General features: G+C 71.2%; 12 protein-coding genes. 8 read left to right on the forward strand and 4 right to left on the reverse strand.

The window, feature by feature from the left end; genetic code table 11:
- Positions 1–48: 48 nt before the first annotated feature.
- Positions 49–3612 carry a bifunctional glycosyltransferase/CDP-glycerol:glycerophosphate glycerophosphotransferase gene (locus ACZ44S_RS00425; RefSeq protein WP_466922597.1) on the reverse strand — a complete coding sequence of 1188 codons (3564 nt, stop codon included), beginning with the start codon at positions 3610–3612 and terminating at the stop codon, positions 49–51.
- A gap of 25 nt (positions 3613–3637) precedes the next feature.
- Positions 3638–5869, reverse strand: a complete 2232-nt coding sequence (locus tag ACZ44S_RS00430) for a bifunctional glycosyltransferase/CDP-glycerol:glycerophosphate glycerophosphotransferase (protein WP_466922600.1) — start codon at positions 5867–5869, stop codon at positions 3638–3640.
- A 338-nt stretch (positions 5870–6207) separates the two neighbouring features.
- On the opposite strand from ACZ44S_RS00430, the gene galE reads away from it, so the two are divergent.
- Positions 6208–7176, forward strand: coding sequence for a UDP-glucose 4-epimerase GalE (gene galE / locus ACZ44S_RS00435; RefSeq protein ID WP_466923605.1), 969 nt, complete (start codon positions 6208–6210; stop codon positions 7174–7176).
- A gap of 42 nt (positions 7177–7218) precedes the next feature.
- On the opposite strand, the gene ACZ44S_RS00440 is transcribed toward galE, so the two are convergent.
- Positions 7219–9339 carry a hypothetical protein gene (locus ACZ44S_RS00440; RefSeq protein WP_466922602.1) on the reverse strand — a complete coding sequence of 707 codons (2121 nt, stop codon included), beginning with the start codon at positions 9337–9339 and terminating at the stop codon, positions 7219–7221.
- 216 nt (positions 9340–9555) lie between these two features.
- Between ACZ44S_RS00440 and proB the strand changes: the two genes are divergently transcribed.
- The 5 genes from proB (at position 9556) to ACZ44S_RS00465 (ending at position 14460) form a co-directional block, all read left to right on the forward strand.
- Complete coding sequence (gene proB, locus ACZ44S_RS00445) at positions 9556–10683, forward strand: glutamate 5-kinase (protein ID WP_466922605.1); 1128 nt, start codon at positions 9556–9558, stop codon at positions 10681–10683.
- Positions 10684–10824: 141 nt separating this feature from the next.
- Positions 10825–11283, forward strand: coding sequence for a hypothetical protein (locus ACZ44S_RS00450; protein ID WP_466923606.1), 459 nt, complete (start codon positions 10825–10827; stop codon positions 11281–11283).
- A 64-nt stretch (positions 11284–11347) separates the two neighbouring features.
- A complete protein-coding gene (locus tag ACZ44S_RS00455) occupies positions 11348–12634 on the forward strand; it encodes a glutamate-5-semialdehyde dehydrogenase (protein WP_466922608.1) in 1287 nt (428 codons plus the stop codon).
- A gap of 98 nt (positions 12635–12732) precedes the next feature.
- Positions 12733–13299, forward strand: a complete 567-nt coding sequence (locus ACZ44S_RS00460; protein ID WP_466922611.1) for an SCO2584 family spore wall biosynthesis protein — start codon at positions 12733–12735, stop codon at positions 13297–13299.
- Positions 13300–13386: 87 nt separating this feature from the next.
- On the forward strand, positions 13387–14460 hold the full coding sequence (locus tag ACZ44S_RS00465) for an SCO2583 family membrane protein (RefSeq protein WP_466922614.1): 1074 nt from the start codon (positions 13387–13389) through the stop codon (positions 14458–14460).
- A 21-nt stretch (positions 14461–14481) separates the two neighbouring features.
- On the opposite strand, the gene ACZ44S_RS00470 is transcribed toward ACZ44S_RS00465, so the two are convergent.
- Entirely contained in the window at positions 14482–15597 is a 1116-nt protein-coding gene (locus ACZ44S_RS00470) for a M48 family metallopeptidase (RefSeq protein ID WP_466922617.1), read from the reverse strand.
- Positions 15598–15868: 271 nt separating this feature from the next.
- Here ACZ44S_RS00470 and ACZ44S_RS00475 point away from each other — a divergent pair, with 271 nt between their 5' ends.
- Together ACZ44S_RS00475 and nadD are read left to right on the forward strand one after the other, a co-directional pair.
- Entirely contained in the window at positions 15869–16033 is a 165-nt protein-coding gene (locus ACZ44S_RS00475; RefSeq protein WP_164555723.1) for a hypothetical protein, read from the forward strand.
- A gap of 67 nt (positions 16034–16100) precedes the next feature.
- Positions 16101–16739 carry a nicotinate-nucleotide adenylyltransferase gene (gene nadD, locus ACZ44S_RS00480; RefSeq protein ID WP_466922620.1) on the forward strand — a complete coding sequence of 213 codons (639 nt, stop codon included), beginning with the start codon at positions 16101–16103 and terminating at the stop codon, positions 16737–16739.
- The last annotated feature ends 8 nt before the right edge of the window (positions 16740–16747 follow it).

The following is a 16747-nucleotide window of genomic DNA, read 5'->3' on the forward strand; positions in this document are numbered from 1 at the left end:
GCATCGCGTCCGGCCGTCGCTCTTCTCCGCTCCCGGGAGCGGGCCCGCTCAGACCTCCTTGGCCTGCTCGAGCATCCGGTCCACGACCCGCTTCGATGCCTCGCCGTCGTCGAGGTCGCAGAACAGGTGGTGGAACCGCGCGAAGCGCTCCTCGTACTCCGCCGACACCTGGTCGATGTCGCGGATCGCCGTGACGAGCTCCTCGGAGGTGGAGATCAGCGGTCCGGGCGAGTCCTTCTCGAAGTCGAAGTAGAAGCCCCGCAGCGTGTCCCGGTAGTGCTCCAGGTCGTACGTGAAGAACAGCATCGGCCGCTTGAGGTGGGCGTAGTCGAACATCACCGACGAGTAGTCCGTGATCATGATGTCCGCCGCCAGGTACAGGTCGGCGATGTCCGGGTACTCCGACGCGTCCCACACGAAGCCGTTGCCGGCGCCGGGCACGGCGTCGACGACGTTGGAGTGCCGCCGGATCAGCAGCACGTGGTCGTCACCCAGCCGGCGACGGGCGTCCTCCAGGTCGATCCGCAGGTCGAACAGGTACTGGCCGGCGCTGTGCGACTGGTCGTCCCGCCAGGTCGGCGCGTACAGCACGACCTTCTTGCCGCTCGGAATCCCGAGCGTCTCCTTCACCTTCTCCGCGATCTTGTCGCGGTCGGGCGAGTACAGGTAGTCGTTGCGCGGGTAACCGGCCTCCTGGATCTCCCCGTCGTAGGAGAAGGCCCGCTTCAGGATCGGCGTGGAGAACCGGTTGGAGGAGACCAGCAGGCTCCAGTTCTTCGCCTCGAGCGCCAGACGGTTCTGGTACTCGCGGTCGAAGTAGAGCGTCTCGATGTCGTGGCCGATCTTCTTCAGCATCGTGCCGTGCCAGGTCTGCACGATGACCTGACCGGGCCGGCGCTCCACCCACTCGGGCAGGTGCCCGTTGGTGACGATGTACCGGGAGGTGGCCAGCGCCTCGAACCACTCACGGCCCCACATGCGCACCTTGTCCGCGGTGGGCGGCAGGACCACCTGGCCGTCGCGCACGGCCCACAGGAACTTCATGTCGCTGCCGCGGCGCAGCAGTTCCTCGTGCATCGCGCGGGGGCTGTCGGAGTACTGCTTGCCGTTGTAGCTGAGGAAGAACACCTGGTCGCGCAGCGGCTGGCGGCGGCCGGGCTCGTACACCTCACGGCGCAGCTGGAGCTGGCGGTACGGGCCGCGCTCCAGGTCGCTGAGCTCGGAGCGGCAGTTGAGCTGCGGGTAGTCGCTCCAGCGGTTCTCGAACCAGTAGCGGCGGCCGCCCAGCACGCTGTGCAGCGGGAACCGGGGCAGGGCCAGCCGGTCGATGACGAACTGGGCGTCCGGGACGTCCGGGTTCGAGGAGCGGAGCAGCAGGTTCCAGCGCCCCGCCTTCAGCGGCACCTGACCGGAGCCGCCCATCACCGACGGGTCGAAGGCCACGGTGAACGTGCCGTCCTCGGACCAGTCGGCGGGCGCCGTGCGCTCGTCGTAGCGGTTGGTCGCCTTGAGGACGAGGTCGGAGCCGACGAGTTCCCGGCTGCCGCGGCCGTCCACCACGAGCTTGCCGTTCTCCAGGCGGACGTCGGTGATCACGGCCCGGCGGGTCCGGCCGGTGATCTTCAGATAGCCGTTGTGGCCGGACGTCAGGGCGATCTCGCGGTGGGCGCCCTCCTCGCCGAAGGAGGCCGGCAGATCGAAGGACAGGTCCTCCAGGCCCTCCCGGACCACACTGCTGAACTGGCGCTCCGTGCCGTCCCCGGTGGTGGCCACCAGCACCGTGCTCCACCGGCGGCGGTCCGGCTGGGCCTGGTCGTCGACCGTGCTGGTGCTCAGCAGGGCCACGTCCGCCAGCGGCACCCTCGTACGGAAGGTCGTGGTGCTGCCCTGCTGCGCCACCTCGACGGGGTACGTGCGCACCTCGCCGCTCTTGCCGTGACTCAGACGGAACGTCACCGTCTCCCCGGTCTTCAGCGGGACGCGGATGTCACCGCTGATCTCCACCGCGTCGCCGTCCAGCCGGCGGTCGGTGATCAGGGCGCGCACCTTCTCGACGCGCAGCTTGAGCGCGCTGCGCTCGACGGTCGGCAGCAGCCGGAAGTCCTCGTCGAGCCACTGGTAGGGCGGGAAGTTCGCGGCCGAACCGCCGCGGGTCCAGATGCCGCTGCGGCGCACCAGACCGGAGGCGTAGACGTTGATGCCGACGTGCCAGAGGCCCTCCTGCCAGGTGCCGCCCTTGCGCAGCTTCGCCGGGTCGAGGGCCAGTTCCCAGCCCGCCCAGTCGTAGTTGTAGCGCTGCTGACCGGAGTCGGTGGTGCACTCGGGCCGGTGGATGTTCTTGGCCGGCAGGAAGACGCGCCGGCGCGAGCCGTTGCGCTTCAGCTGGACGATCTTGACGCTGCTCCGCTTGGTCGACACGTCGATCTTGTCGATGTAGGCGTCGCCGGACAGCACCAGCTTGCCGTCCTGCCAGGTCACCGAGCGCAGCGGGGCGCGCAGGTCCAGGTCGCCGTCGATGCGCAGCGCCGACTTCGGCAGGTCGAAGCCGCTCTCCTCCAGCGTGCGGAAGCTCGCGTACTTGCGGAAGGTGCCGGAGACCTCCACCGGCTCCTTGCGGCGCTGCGAGGCCAGCAGGGCGATCAGCTCCGGCATGGCGTGCTTGCGGACCAGCAGCCACTGCACCCGCAGATCCGTCGGCAGTGCCATGACGATCTTCGGGTCCACCATGTCGAGGTAGCGGTTGGCGGCCTCGAGGAACGCCTCGTGGAACTCGACGGTGGCGTCCGGCAGCACCCGCATGAACAGCCGCAGGTCGTCGCGGAGCACCCGGTCGTCGTACTGGCGCTTGTACTCGGCGAACTCGGGGCCCGACTGCTGGGCCAGGTAGTCGCTGACCATGCTCACCGCGGTGACCCGGTCGCGGATGGCCTGGGGCTCCTTGCGGCGCTGGGTGATCGAGGGGGCCGACTCGCCCTCGCGCAGCCGCCAGAAGTACGTCGGCTCACCGATGATGTCGACGGCCTCCGCCCGGTAGTGGGCGGGCAGCACGACGGGGATGTCCTCGTGGAGGATCCCCTCGGGGAAGACGAAGCCCTCCTTCTCCCAGAAGCTCCGCCGGAAGATCTTGTTGCAGGCGATGCGGTCGGCTATGAGCTTCGGGTACCTGGATATGTGGGTGCCCTTGCGGGCCTCACCGGCGAGCATCTTCAGCAGCGGCACCTGCCACGTCTTCTCCCCCTTGAGGTGGAAGACGTTGCCGGTGGCGAAGTCCGAGCCGGAATCGTCCAGGCTGGCGAGCATCTGCCGGTAGGCGTCCGGCGGGATGAGGTCGTCGCTGTCGACGAAGGTGAGGTACTCCGACGCGTCCGACATGTGCTGGATGCCCGTGTTGCGGGCCGCGCCGAGTCCGGCGTTCTCCTTGCGGATCAGCTTGAAGCGCTCGTCGCGGCTCGCGTACGCCTCGGCGATGGCGGCGGAGCCGTCGGGGGAGCCGTCGTCGACCATCAGGACCTCGATGTCCCGGAAGGTCTGCGCGGCGAGCGAGTCCAGGCACGCGGGCAGATAGCGCTCGACGTTGTAGATGGGGACGATGACACTGAGCCGAGGGGCCATGGCTTGGTGGTCTCCTTCCTGGGGGTCAGGCCCGCTCGACCAGTTCGAGCGCCTGGTCGGGGGTCGGTGCGTGGGGGCGTTCGGCGAACGGGACGAACGGCAACGTGCTCTCCTCGCCGAGGAAGACGCGCCGCACCACCCTTTCGGCTGCGTGACCGTCGTCGAACTCGCAGAAACGGAGCCGGAACTCGGCGCGGCGCTCGGCGGCGTCCGGTCCCTCGTACTCCCGCGAGCCGAGCAGTCCGATCAGCTCGGCCTGGGTGGTGGCCACCGAACCGGGCGGCTCCTCCAGCAGGTTGAAATAGGTGCCGCGGACCGCGGAGTAGATGTCCCAGTCGGGGGCGTAGATGATGATCGGCCGGTCGAGCACCGCGTAGTCGAACATCGCCGACGAGTAGTCCGTGATGAGCGCGTCCGCGGCCAGGTACAGCTCCTCCACCCGGCCGTGGCCCGACACGTCGACGATGCGGCCGCTGCGGCGCAGTTCGTCGACGTGGGGGGAGCTGCCGTAGAAGTAGTGGCCGCGGATCAGCAGCGTCACGTCGGGGCCCAGCTCGTCGGCGAGCCGCGCGAGGTCGAGGGCCGGGGTGAAGCCGGGCTGGTACTCGCGGTGGGTGGGCATGTACAGCAGGGCCCTGGTGCCGGCGGACAGTCCCAGCGCGGCACGGGCCCGGCGGACGTCGTCGGCCGTGGCGTTCACCAGGAAGTCGTTGCGCGGGTAGCCGGTCTCCAGCGTGGTGTACGAGCAGGGGTACACCCGCTCCCACACGGCGGTGGAGAAGCGGTTGGAGCTGAGGCTGAAGTCCCAGCGGTCGCAGCGCTCGAGGAGCTTGGTGAAGTTCATGTGGGTGGACGCCGGGTACTTCTGCTGGTCCAGGCCCATCGTCTTCAGCGGGGTGCCGTGGTGCGTCTGCAGGTGGATCTGGCCCTCCCGCTTCACCACGGAGTCCGCGAAGTTCACGTTGTTCACGAGGTACTTGGCACGTGCCACGGCCGCCCAGTACTCGCGCGAGCCGACCCGGACGTACTCCACGCCCTTGGGCACGCTGTCCACGGCGTCCGCCCGGACGGCCCACACGCGGCGGATCCCGGGGGCGAGCCGGGCCAGCTCGGCGTCGATGGCCGCGGGGTTGCAGGAGACGCTGCGGCTCCAGTAGGCGGAGAACAGCGCGAGGTTCTCGTCGAGGGGCAGCCGCAGCTGCGACTGGTAGAACATGCCGACCGCGCTGCGCTTGGACCGGCTGATCGCGGCCGCCGCGCGGTTCCGCACCCTCCGCCGGAACTTCACGGCGGCGGTGGCACCGGCCATGGCCGCGTACGCGTCACGCTCGAGCATCGCGTACTTGTGGCCGCGGCCGCCCGCCGGGCGCTGGAAGCCCTCGGGCCGGTGGGCGCGGTAGTCGGCCGAGGCGCGGTGGAAGAACTCCGCGCGGGCGGACTGCGGCAGCCGGCCCGGACGCTCCAGCACGGTCAGATAGTGGTCGACCATCTTGCGGAACAACGGCCCGCGCCACTCGTCGAGTTCCGGGTGCGCCGCGATGAAGTCGAAGACCCGGCCGTACTGGTCGAAGACGTCGAAGTGCTTGCGGCTGACCGTCTTCAGGATGTTGCCGCCCTCGCGGCGCTGCCGGTACAGGACGCAGACCCGGTCCAGTACGGCGATGCGTTCGGCGCTGATCATCGAGCAGAACGTCCAGGGGGCGTCCTCGTAGTACCCCGGAGGGAAGGTGAGGCCGGTGCGGGCGATGAAGTCGCGGCGGTAGGCCTTGTTCCAGACGATCTGGAGCAGATTGAGCAGCTCGGGGCGGTCGGCGAGGCGGAAGACGTCCGGACCCTCGCTCTTGAGCAGGTCCGCCCGCTGGTTGGGGCGGACCTCACCGTCCCAGTAGGTGCGCGCGTAGTCGTAGACGAGTATCTCGGGGTCCCCGGTGGCGTCGAGGCGGTCGGATATCGCCGCCAGCGCACCGTCGGACAGCGTGTCGTCACTGTCCAGGAACAGCACGTAGTCGCCCTCGGCGCGCTCCAGGCCCGCGTTGCGCGCGCGCCCCAGCCCCACGTTCTCGGTGAGGTGAATCACATGAATGCGGGGGTCTCTGGCCGCGTACTGGTCCAGGATGGCGCCCGACCCGTCCGGCGAGCAGTCGTCGACGGCGATGATCTCGAAGTCCGTGTAGTCCTGCCCGAGTAGGGAATCCAGGCACTCGGGCAGATAGCCCTGCACCTTGTACACAGGGACAACGAGGGAGAGTCTGGGCATCCTTACAACCTGTTCCGAGAACTGACCGCGTGCGCTTTGGCTTGGGCTTGGGGCCTGGCCGCGCTCCGGGCATCCATGGACCTGGAGGGCGTCGCCGCATCAGCGTAAAGGATTCATGCGAAGTTTCCGTGGGCGAGGTGGTCCGTCGCCCGGCGACCGCCCGGTGACGGAATCGACCGATTCCAGGAGCTTCTTGTTCGCCGCTGTGCGCATGCTGAGCATGTGGACCGCCGCCCGATCCGACCTGTTGGTCCCCCTGTGCACGAATGGCCGGATTCGATTTTCCGGGGCCCGCGGAACACTCTGCATGCAGTGACTGCGACCTTGGAGGCATGAGCATGAGCTGGCTGGTCACCGGTGGAGCCGGATACATCGGCGCGCATGTGGTGCGTGCCCTGCGCGACGGCGGCGAGTCCGTGGTCGTCTACGACGACCTGTCCACGGGCAGCAGGGACCGGGTGCCCGACGGCGTGCCTCTCGTCGTCGGCAGCGTCGTGGACCGTGACCTGCTGGAGCAGGCAATTCGTGACCATGCTGTGACAGGGATCGTGCACATCGCCGCCAAGAAGCAGGTCGGCGAATCCGTGGAGCGACCGCTCCACTACTACCGCGAGAACGTCACCGGCGTGCAGACGCTGCTGGAAGCCATGTCCGCCACCGGTGTCGACAAGGTCGTCTTCTCGTCCTCCGCCGCCGTCTACGGCATGCCCGATGTGGACCTCGTCACGGAGGACACCCCCTGCGCGCCGATGAGCCCGTACGGCGAGACCAAGCTCATCGGCGAGTGGCTGATCAAGGCGGCGGCCACCGCGTACGGCGTCCGCGGCGCCTCCCTGCGCTACTTCAACGTGGCGGGCGCGGCCTCCCCGGAGCTGTCCGACGCCGGCGTCTTCAACCTCGTCCCCATGGTCTTCGAGCGGCTGGAGGCCGGGGAGGCGCCCCGCATCTTCGGCGACGACTACCCGACCCCCGACGGCACCTGCGTCCGTGACTACATTCACGTCCAGGACATCGCCTCCGCCCACCTCGCGGCCGCCCGCCGCCTCGACGCGGCCCCCAAGGGCACCGCCCTCACCCTGAACATCGGCCGCGGCGAGGGCAGTTCGGTACGGGAGATGGTCGACCGCATCCTCAAGGTCACCGGCAACGAGAACGTCGCCCCCGAGGTGACCCCCCGCCGCGCCGGTGACCCGGCCCGTGTGGTGGCCTCGGCGGACCGCATCCGCGAGGAACTGGGCTGGACGGCCCGGCACGGCCTGGACGAGATGATCGAGTCGGCCTGGCAGGGGTGGCGGCACCGGCGGTAGGCGGAACGGAGCGGAACGGACCCAGGGGGTGTCCGACACCCCCTATCCCCGCGGTGCCGCTCCGGACGGCAGACCGGCGGGCGGAGCGGTGACGCGCGGGTCGTACTCGCGCCGCTGGCCCGGGACTTCGGCCTCCTGGCGCACCGTCATCCGCCCGCGGTGTCCCTGGGCGGCCGAGCACAGCGCCCGCACCGCCGCCGCGAAGCGCTGCTGGGACACGGGCTCCGCCGGTCCCAGCAGCCGCAGCTTCAACTCCGCGCGCGCCGCGACCAGTTCGTCCTTCTCCGGGTGGCGCACCGACTCCAGCAGGGCCGGGACCCCGGTCGCGTCCGGGGTCAGGATTGTCGCCGCCGCCACCGTCGGGAAGGCCGCGCGGAACGCCGGTTCCGGGAGGTCGCCGGTGTTGGCGACCGCGTAGGGCTTGCCGCCGGCCAGGAAGTCGGTGATGACGCTGGACACGTCGCTGATCAGCAGGTCGGCGACGTTGAAGCAGGCGTAGAGCGAGGGGCGGGCGTCGTCGATGATCCGGTGCTCGTGTTCGGGGAACGACGCCCAGTAGGCCTCCTCCCAGGCCGCCGTCGCCCGCGCCACCGCCTCCGCCCGGCCCGGTGCGGGGGCGGACTGGGCGAGCATCCGCTCGGCCTGGTCGGCGCCCGCCCGGAACTCGGCGGTGGTCAGACGGTCCAACTCCGCGGTGAGACGGACGAGTTCCGCCGACGGCGCGGAGCAGCGCGAGCGGTTGGCCGCCCGGATCAGCTCCCGGATGCGGCGGTCCGCGGCGCCCGCCCGCGGGTCCACCGAGCCGGTCAGCGGGTGCGGTTTGTACAGCAGCCGCACGTCCGGGTCCGCGAGCAGCGCCCGCACGACGTTCTCACCGGCCGCGATCACCGAGGTGTTGCCCGGGTTGCCGTCCCAGCCCTCCCACGTCGGCGCGTACAGCACGGTCGTGCGGCGCCCGGCCGGCGGGCCCGCGTACGGGCGCACGGCGTCCAGCTGCGGGCGGCCGATCTCCACCACGTCCTTGTCCTCGACCCCCACCTCGGCCAGCGCGTACCGCTCGCGCGCCGCCGGACCGGCCACCCACACCTCGTCGTACGCCTTCGCGTACGGATTGCACGACGACAGCTTGTCGCTCTCCCCATGGTTGACGAAGGCGTGCTTGATCGTCGGAATGCGCAGCACCTGTGAGGTCTTGCCGGAGTTGGAGGGGTGGAGCAGCACCTGCAACGTGGAGTGCTCGAGCCGCATCAGCGTGGGCACCTTCGGCAGGCACACGATCGGGAGGTCGGTCGCCGCGATCTTCGGCACCATGAACCGCTCCCGCAGGATGATCACCGGCCGGGCGTCCAGCCGGGCCAGCGGCTCCAGCCACATGTCGGCCTGGTAGGCGGAGGACACCCCGCCCGAGAAGTACAGCCCGACCGTCGGCCGGTACTCCGCCAGCCACGCGTCGAACCAGTCGAGCACCTCCTGCTCGCCGGCCGGGCGCCGCCCGGGCAGCAGCCGCAGCAGGAGGATGCCCAGCCCGGCCAGGGTCAGGACCAGTGACAGCGCGACACCGGCCGCCGCGCACCGGGTCTCGTCGGTCACCGCCGTCGCCGCCAGTCCTGCCGTCGCGGGCAGGCCGAACACCAGCAGCCGGTGGCCGGGGCGGCGCAGCAGCACCGGAGGGGCGGGGGAGAGCCGCAGCGCGGAGGCGTCGATGTTCCGGGTCACCACCGGCAGCGTGCGGGTGCGGCGGACCAGCACGGACACCGCCTGGACCGCGCAGTGCAGGACGTAGAACGCCAGCAGCCCCGCGACGACCACCGCGTACCCCGTCTCCCGGTCCTGTTCCCCGAGCCGCAGCAGACCCACGACCAGCAGCAGATCGCGCACCACATGGCGCACGGTGATGTCCGCGTGGGCCTTCGCGAACACCGACAGCACACCCCGCTGCCAGCGGTACAGCACACCCTCGACGACCAGGGACAGGGCGGTCGCGGCGACCAGCGACGGCACGTGCGGGGACAGGGCCGCGACGGCCTGGACCGCGCAGGCGCCGACGAGGACGGCCGCCACCAGGACCTTGGCGAGGACGGTACGGCCGGGCGGACGGAGCAGTGGGGAGCGGTGGCGGCGGAATCCCGCCCTGAACCGCCGACGGGACGTGGGATCGGGCACTGCGGTCACTCCAGGGTCGTCGTGCGTGGGCGTGCGCCCGGGTTAACGCCCGCCGACCTCCGTACGACACGCGCGTGTCCGGGAAGCCTCGGCGCGCGGATCTGCTATGTGCCGCGGCTCGTCGTCTTGGACCCTGGACCGCCGAGCGTCCTTCGCTCCGCTTCGCGTAGATTGCCTGACGGGTGAAGTGATCGGCACGAGGGGACGGGCGGCAAGGTGGCAGGCGCGAGGCAGGCCGTGGGCGAGGCACGCAGGATCGTCGTCAAGGTCGGCTCCTCGTCGCTGACCACCGCGGCGGGCGGTCTGGACGCCGACCGGGTGGACGCGCTCGTCGACGTGCTGGCCAAGACCAGGAGCGGTGGCGAGCGCGAGGTCGTGCTGGTCTCCTCCGGTGCCATCGCCGCCGGGCTCGCCCCGCTGGGGCTGCGCCGCCGCCCCACGGACCTCGCCCGCCAGCAGGCCGCCGCCAGCGTGGGCCAGGGCCTGCTGGTCGCGCGCTACACCGCCTCCTTCGCCCGCTACGGCGTACGGGTCGGCCAGGTGCTGCTGACCAGCGACGACATGAGCCGCCGCGCCCACCACCGCAACGCCTCCCGCACCCTCGACAAGCTGCTGGCGATGGGTGCCTTCCCGGTCGTCAACGAGAACGACACCGTCGCCACCGACGAGATCCGCTTCGGTGACAACGACCGGCTCGCCGCCCTCGTCGCCCACCTGGTCCGCGCCGACCTGCTGGTGCTGCTGTCCGACGTGGACGGCGTCTACGACGGCGACCCCGCCCGCCCCGGCACCTCGCGCATAGCGGAGGTCCGGCGCCCCGAGGACCTCGCCCACGTCGAGATCGGCAGCGCCGGAAAGGCGGGCGTCGGCACCGGCGGCATGGTCACGAAGGTCGAGGCGGCCCGGATCGCCGCCGCCGCCGGTATCCAGGTGGTGCTGACCAGCGCGGTCCACGCGGCCGAAGCCCTCTCCGGCGGCGACACGGGCACCTACTTCCACCCCACCGGCCGTCGCTCCGCCGACCGCCTGCTCTGGCTCCAGCACGCCTCCACCCCGCGGGGCTCGCTCACCCTGGACGACGGTGCCGTCCACGCGGTCGTCCAAGGCCGCAAGTCCCTGCTGCCGGCCGGGATCGCCGGCGTCGAGGGGGAGTTCAGCGCGGGCGACCCGGTGGAGCTGCGGGACCGCGAGGGACGGGCCGTGGCCCGGGGTCTTGTCAACTTCGACGCCAAGGAGATCCCCCTGCTGATCGGCCGCTCCACCCACGAGCTCGCCCGGGATCTCGGTCCGGAGTACGAACGCGAGGTCGTACACAGGGACGATCTGGTGGTCCTGCATCCGTAATGTGCCGAAACGTCCGCCCGCGGTGGTGGACGTTCCGCAAAATCGCCCCGCGATCCCCGGCGGCCTGCTCAACTTTGTCGCAGGGACAAGCCCGCCCGACCCCCGGGTGGTCCGCGTGTGGAGGAGGCCGTCGTGAGACGAGTGCGCCCCGGTACGACGGCGTCTCACGGTGGTTCCGGCTCCCGTGCGGCGGGCGACGAGCGCGCCCTGACCAGCGTCGCGGCCGGCGACCGCTTCCCGGGCGGGGACCCCGGCGACCTCCCGCGCCTGTGGCACGTCACCCTCAGTGTCTCCGGGGCGCCGGCCCCGGTCACCGAGGTGCGGCGGGCCCTGGAGCAGCTCGCCCACGACCACCCGTTCCTGCTCACCAGCCGCTATGCCGACGACCACGCGGAGATCCGTTACTGGGAGGAGGCCCGCGACCTGCACGACGCGGCCGCCGTGGCGCTGCGCCTGTGGGGCGAGCACCGGCAGACCGCGGGCCTGCCGCCCTGGGAGATCGTCGGCCTGGAGGTCATCGACCGGCCCACCTACCAACAGCGCGTCGCCGCGGGATACGGACCGGTCCTGGCCACCCCTGTCGGTGTCCACCCGTTTTGAACCCGTGTCTCATGGTTCGGGATGACGGCCGGTGGTGCCCGCCGGCCGCACTACCCTTCCCCACATGACCACGCTCTCGCCGTACGACTCGATGTCCCCGGTCAACCAGGCCGCCTACCGGGCCAAGGGCGCCGCCGCCACCCTCGCGCCGCTGCCGCGTGCCGCGAAGGACGACGCGTTGCTCGCCATCGCGGACGCGCTGGAGGTCCGTGCGAGCGAGATCGTCGAGGCCAACGCCCAGGACGTGGCCAAGGCCCGCGAGGCCGGTACCAGCGAGGGCATGATCGACCGGCTCACCCTCACCCCGGAGCGGGTGCGCGCCATCGCGGCCGACGTACGGGACGTGGCCGCGCTGCCCGACCCGGTCGGCGAGGTGGTCCGCGGCTCCACGCTGCCCAACGGCATCGACCTGCGCCAGGTCCGGGTGCCGCTCGGTGTCGTCGGGATCATCTACGAGGGCCGGCCGAACGTGACCGTCGACGCCGCCGCCCTCTGTCTGAAGTCCGGCAACGCGGTCCTGCTGCGCGGCTCCTCCTCGGCGTACCGGTCGAACACCGCGCTGGTGCGGGTGCTGCGCGACGCCGTGCACGGCGCGGGCCTGCCCGCCGACGCCGTCCAGCTGGTCCCCGGCGAGAGCCGCGAGAGCGTGCGCGAGCTGATGCGCGCCCGCGGCCTGGTCGACGTGCTCATCCCGCGCGGCGGCGCCTCCCTGATCAACACGGTCGTCCAGGAGTCCGTCGTCCCGGTCATCGAGACCGGCACCGGCAACTGCCACGTCTACGTGGACGCGCAGGCCGACCTCGACACGGCCGTCGAGATCCTCATCAACTCCAAGGCCCAGCGGGTCGGCGTCTGCAACGCCGCCGAGACCCTCCTGGTCCACCAGGACATCGCCGCCCAGTTCCTGCCGCGCGCCCTGGACGCCCTCGCCGACGCCGGGGTGACCGTGCACGCCGACGAACGCGTGATGGCGTACGCCAAGGACTCCCGCGCCACCGTCGTGGAGGCCACCACGGAGGACTGGGAGACCGAGTACCTCTCCCACGACATCGCCGCCGCCGTTGTCGACTCCCTCGACCGGGCCGTCGAGCACATCCGGCTGTGGACCTCAGGGCACACCGAGGCCATCGTCACCACGTCGCAGCAGGCCGCCCGCCGCTTCACCCAGCTGGTGGACTCCACCACGGTCGCGGTGAACGCCTCCACCCGTTTCACCGACGGCGGCCAGTTCGGTTTCGGCGCGGAGATCGGCATCTCCACGCAGAAGCTGCACGCCCGCGGCCCCATGGGCCTGCCCGAGCTGACCAGCACGAAGTACATCGTCACCGGCGACGGCCACGTACGGCGCTGAAGCGCACACCGGGGGAGCGGCCGCCGGGCGCGTCTCAGCAGACGGATGAATTTCCATACCGTCTGCCCAAAATGACCCCCCAGGTCTACTCTGGATCCGTGCCGGAGGACGTGGGGGGCACGCCGTTCCCTGACGGCTGGGAGCCCGACGACGACCACGACCGCGGGGTGTCGGACGAAGAGTTCGCCTCCGTGGTCTTCGACGAGGCCTTCGTGCGTGCGGCCGAGGTGCATGAGCCGACCGCCGTCGAACGTCTCCTGGCCGCCGCCGAGGCGAGAGCCGAGGCCTCCGAGGCCGAAGCCCGCCGGGCCCGTGCGCGCGGTGAGCGCTACGACGACGGGTACGGCGGCTACCGGGGTGACCCCGGCTACGACGACCCGGACGACGACGCCGACGTCCTGGAGGACGAGCGCGGCTCCCCGGGCGCCTACGGCGGGCCGGTGCGCTGGCACCGCCCCGTCGCCTGGATGCTCGCCCTGGTGATGGGCATAGGCATGGTCGCGCTGGCCTTCTCGGCGGTCTACCGGGGCTCCTCCTCCAACCGTCAGGACCCGGTCCCGCCGCCGGCCACGACCGGCGTCGACCGGGGCGGTGCGGCGACCCCCTCCGCGTCGGCCGACTACTCCCGGCCGACCGTCCCGGTGATCCCGCGCGCCACCCCCTGAGAGCCGGCGTCCGCTTGGTGAGGACCTGTCAGAAGTTCCGGTCCGTGCGGGCGTTTACCGGGCGTCCGCCGAACCTACCCTGAAGATATGGGAGGGCCTTCGGACCCGCCCGAGGGGACGCCCGAGGGAGCCCCCGGAGGCGGAGAGGACGAGTACAGGTCCGTCGTCTTCGACGAGTCCTTCGTCCGCGCTGCCCGGCTCCAGGAGTACTCCGCCCAGGAGCGCATCACCGACCATGCCCCGGCCGTGCGCCGCCGCCCGCCACGGCGCAAGGGCGGCCTGTCCCGGCAGGCGCTGGTCCTGGTCCTGCTGATCGCCGTGGCCTTCGGCACCGCCGTCTACATGGGCATCCGGAACCCCTACCGGACCCCGGCCGCCGACGCGCCCGCCGAGCCCCTGCGGATGACCGTCGTCCCGCTCGCCCCGCGGGGCGAGGTGCCCGGCACCGCCGACGTCGAACGGCTGTACGCGCACAGCCCCGCGGCGCAGTTCCGCACCGGTGCCGAGGGGGTGCCGCTCCCGGCGTCCCGGCGCACCGCGCACTTCTCCGACGGCCAGGTGGTGACCGCCCTGCTCACCGCGAAGGACTACGTCGTGCGGTCCTCCCTGGACCCGGGCGTGCTCACCGGCGGCGAGACGCGCTCCGTGCGGGTGCTGCTCGACTCCGGCCAGCTGGAACAGTTCGACCGGAGCTTCGACCGGCCCGTCGCCGACGGCCGGCACGCGCCCACCGGATGGCTGGTCCGCTTCGACCCCTCCCGCGTGGAACTGGCCGACGACAAGATCCGGGCCCACGGCACCCTGCAGGCCGCCGAGGCCGACTCCGCCACCCTCGAGGTCACCGCCGACCACACCTTCGTCTACGCACTGCGCCCGGCGGGCGCCGGACAGGACGCCGAGGTGTCACTGTTCACGGTCCGCCGCGAACTGCACTTCCGCTTCGACCGCGACGACCTGCGCCTGCACCAGGCGGAACTCGTCACCGCCCACGTCCAGGCCGGACCCCTGTCCTGCGCACAGGACGCCGCCGCCCGGATGCGCCCCCTGCTCGCCGGACAGACGGCCGAGAAGGGCGGGCCGGCCGGCACCGACCCCTACGCCACGGACAGCGCCCCGGCCCTGTGCGGCGCGCTGGCGGCGGACGCGCAGCCGACCCCGTGAACGACGCCCGGCAGGCGGACCTCAGGCACCGTCGCGCGGGGGCTCCCCGCCGTCCGTGTCCGACGGCGCACCCGGCTCCCGCGGTCCCGGCTTCGGCGCCGACGTGAAGCCGCCGAAGCCGCGGCGCACCCGGCCGCCCAGATCACCGGCACCGCCCGCGATGTCGCTGACCAGCTTCATCAGCGGGTCCTTGGAGTTCTTCACCTCACCGGCGTAGCTGCTCGCCGACTCCCGCCAGGAGTCCCGCACCGAGGCGTCCTTGTCCTCGTCACGGCGCGGGTAGTGGCCGTCCATGATCCGCTGATAGTCGCGGGAGGCCGCCCACTTCTTCAGCTCGGCGGCGCGCACCGTGGTGAACGGGTGCGAGCGCGGCATCACGTTGAGGATCTTCAGCACGGAGTCGCGCAGATCGCCCCCGGCCTCGTACTCCTCGGCCTGCTCCAGGAAGGCGTCCACGTTCATCTCGTGCAGGTGGTTGCCGCCCGCGATCTTCATCAGGCCGCGCATCGACGCCGTCAGGTCCTGACCGACCAGCAGTCCGGCCCGGTCCGCGGACAGCTCCGACTTGCGGAACCACTCGCGCAGCGCCGTCACGATCGCCATGATCGCGAAGTTGCCCAGCGGGATCCACGCGACCCGGACCGCCAGCGACGTCAGGAACAGCAGGATCGTCCGGTACACCGAGTGCCCGGACAGCGCGTGCCCGACCTCGTGCCCGACGACCGCCCGCATCTCCTCCTCGTCGAGCAGCTCCACCAGACCCGTGGTCACCACGATGATCGGCTCGTCCAGGCCGATGCACATGGCATTCGGATTCGGGTCCTGGTTGACGTACATCGGCGGGACCTTCTCCAGGTCCAGGATGTAGCAGGCGTCCCGCAGCATGTCGTTGAGGTGCGCGAACTGCCGGTCCGAGACCCGCACCGAGTCGGACAGGAACAGCAGCCGCAGACTGCGCTCGGGCAGCAGACCGCTCAGGGCCTTGAAGACCGTGTCGAAGCCGCTCAGCTTCCGCAGCGCCACCAGCGCGGAGCGGTCGGCCGGATGTTCGTACGCACGCGAGGAGATTCCGGGGAAGCGCCTGCGCTGCCTGCTCGGCACGCTCTCGTGCCCGTTGTGCTGATGGCCGTCGGACATGTTTCCCCCATGGGCGTCTGTGACCTTCGAGGGCCGCCTGCGGCCCTCTGCTCCCCCGCGGCGAAGCCCAGCCTAGGCGCAGACGCCTCGGACGGGCAGTGCGGACGGTACAGCGGGAAGGACGGCCGGGGGCCGCGTGTGGTTGCCCGGCGCCGCGGGGCCGTGACCGCTCGCGCCCGCAACGGCGGAGTCGGCGTGATCGCCGCGGAAGCTCCCGCTTACGATGAGCGGACGTCTTTATCCCGCCCACACGCGATAGGTTCTGCCGAAGATGAGCTTCCCCAGCACCGCTGCCCAGTTGGTCACCCTCGCCGCCGAGGGCGGAGAGCACGGCGGCAACCACGAGAGCCTGAGCCCCTACCTCACCGGTGGCGGGGCCCTGTTCGCCCTGCTCCTCCTGCTGTGGATCACCACCCGCTTCAACCGCGACCGCTGATCCCGCCGCTGCCCGGCAGGGCACTGGCGGACGGGGCGACCGGGCCGGGCCGGTAGGGTCTGCACGCATGGGAGAGCAGGACATGCCTACCGGTCCCGGCAGCGGCCCGGCCAAGCAGGGCAAGCGCCGTCTGGGTGTGATGGGCGGCACCTTCGACCCGATCCACCACGGGCACCTGGTGGCGGCCAGCGAGGTCGCCGCCCAGTTCCACCTGGACGAGGTGGTCTTCGTCCCCACCGGCCAGCCGTGGCAGAAGAGCCACCGCGCGGTCTCCGCCGCCGAGGACCGCTATCTGATGACGGTCATCGCGACCGCCGAGAACCCGCAGTTCTCGGTCAGCCGCATCGACATCGACCGCGGCGGCCCCACCTACACCGTGGACACCCTGCGCGACCTGCGCGCCCTCAACCCGGACACGGACCTGTTCTTCATCACCGGCGCCGACGCCCTCGCCCAGATCCTCACCTGGCGCGACAGCGAGGAACTCTTCTCCCTGGCACACTTCATCGGCGTGACCCGGCCCGGCCACCACCTGACCGACGCCGGCCTTCCCGAAGGCGGTGTCTCCTTGGTGGAGGTGCCCGCCCTCGCCATCTCCTCCACGGACTGCCGTGCGAGAGTCGCCAAGGGAGAACCCGTCTGGTATCTGGTGCCGGACGGAGTCGTGCGCTACATCGACAAGCGCCAGCTGTACCGCGGCGAGTGATCCGAGAG

Source organism: Streptomyces malachitofuscus (assembly GCF_055571035.1).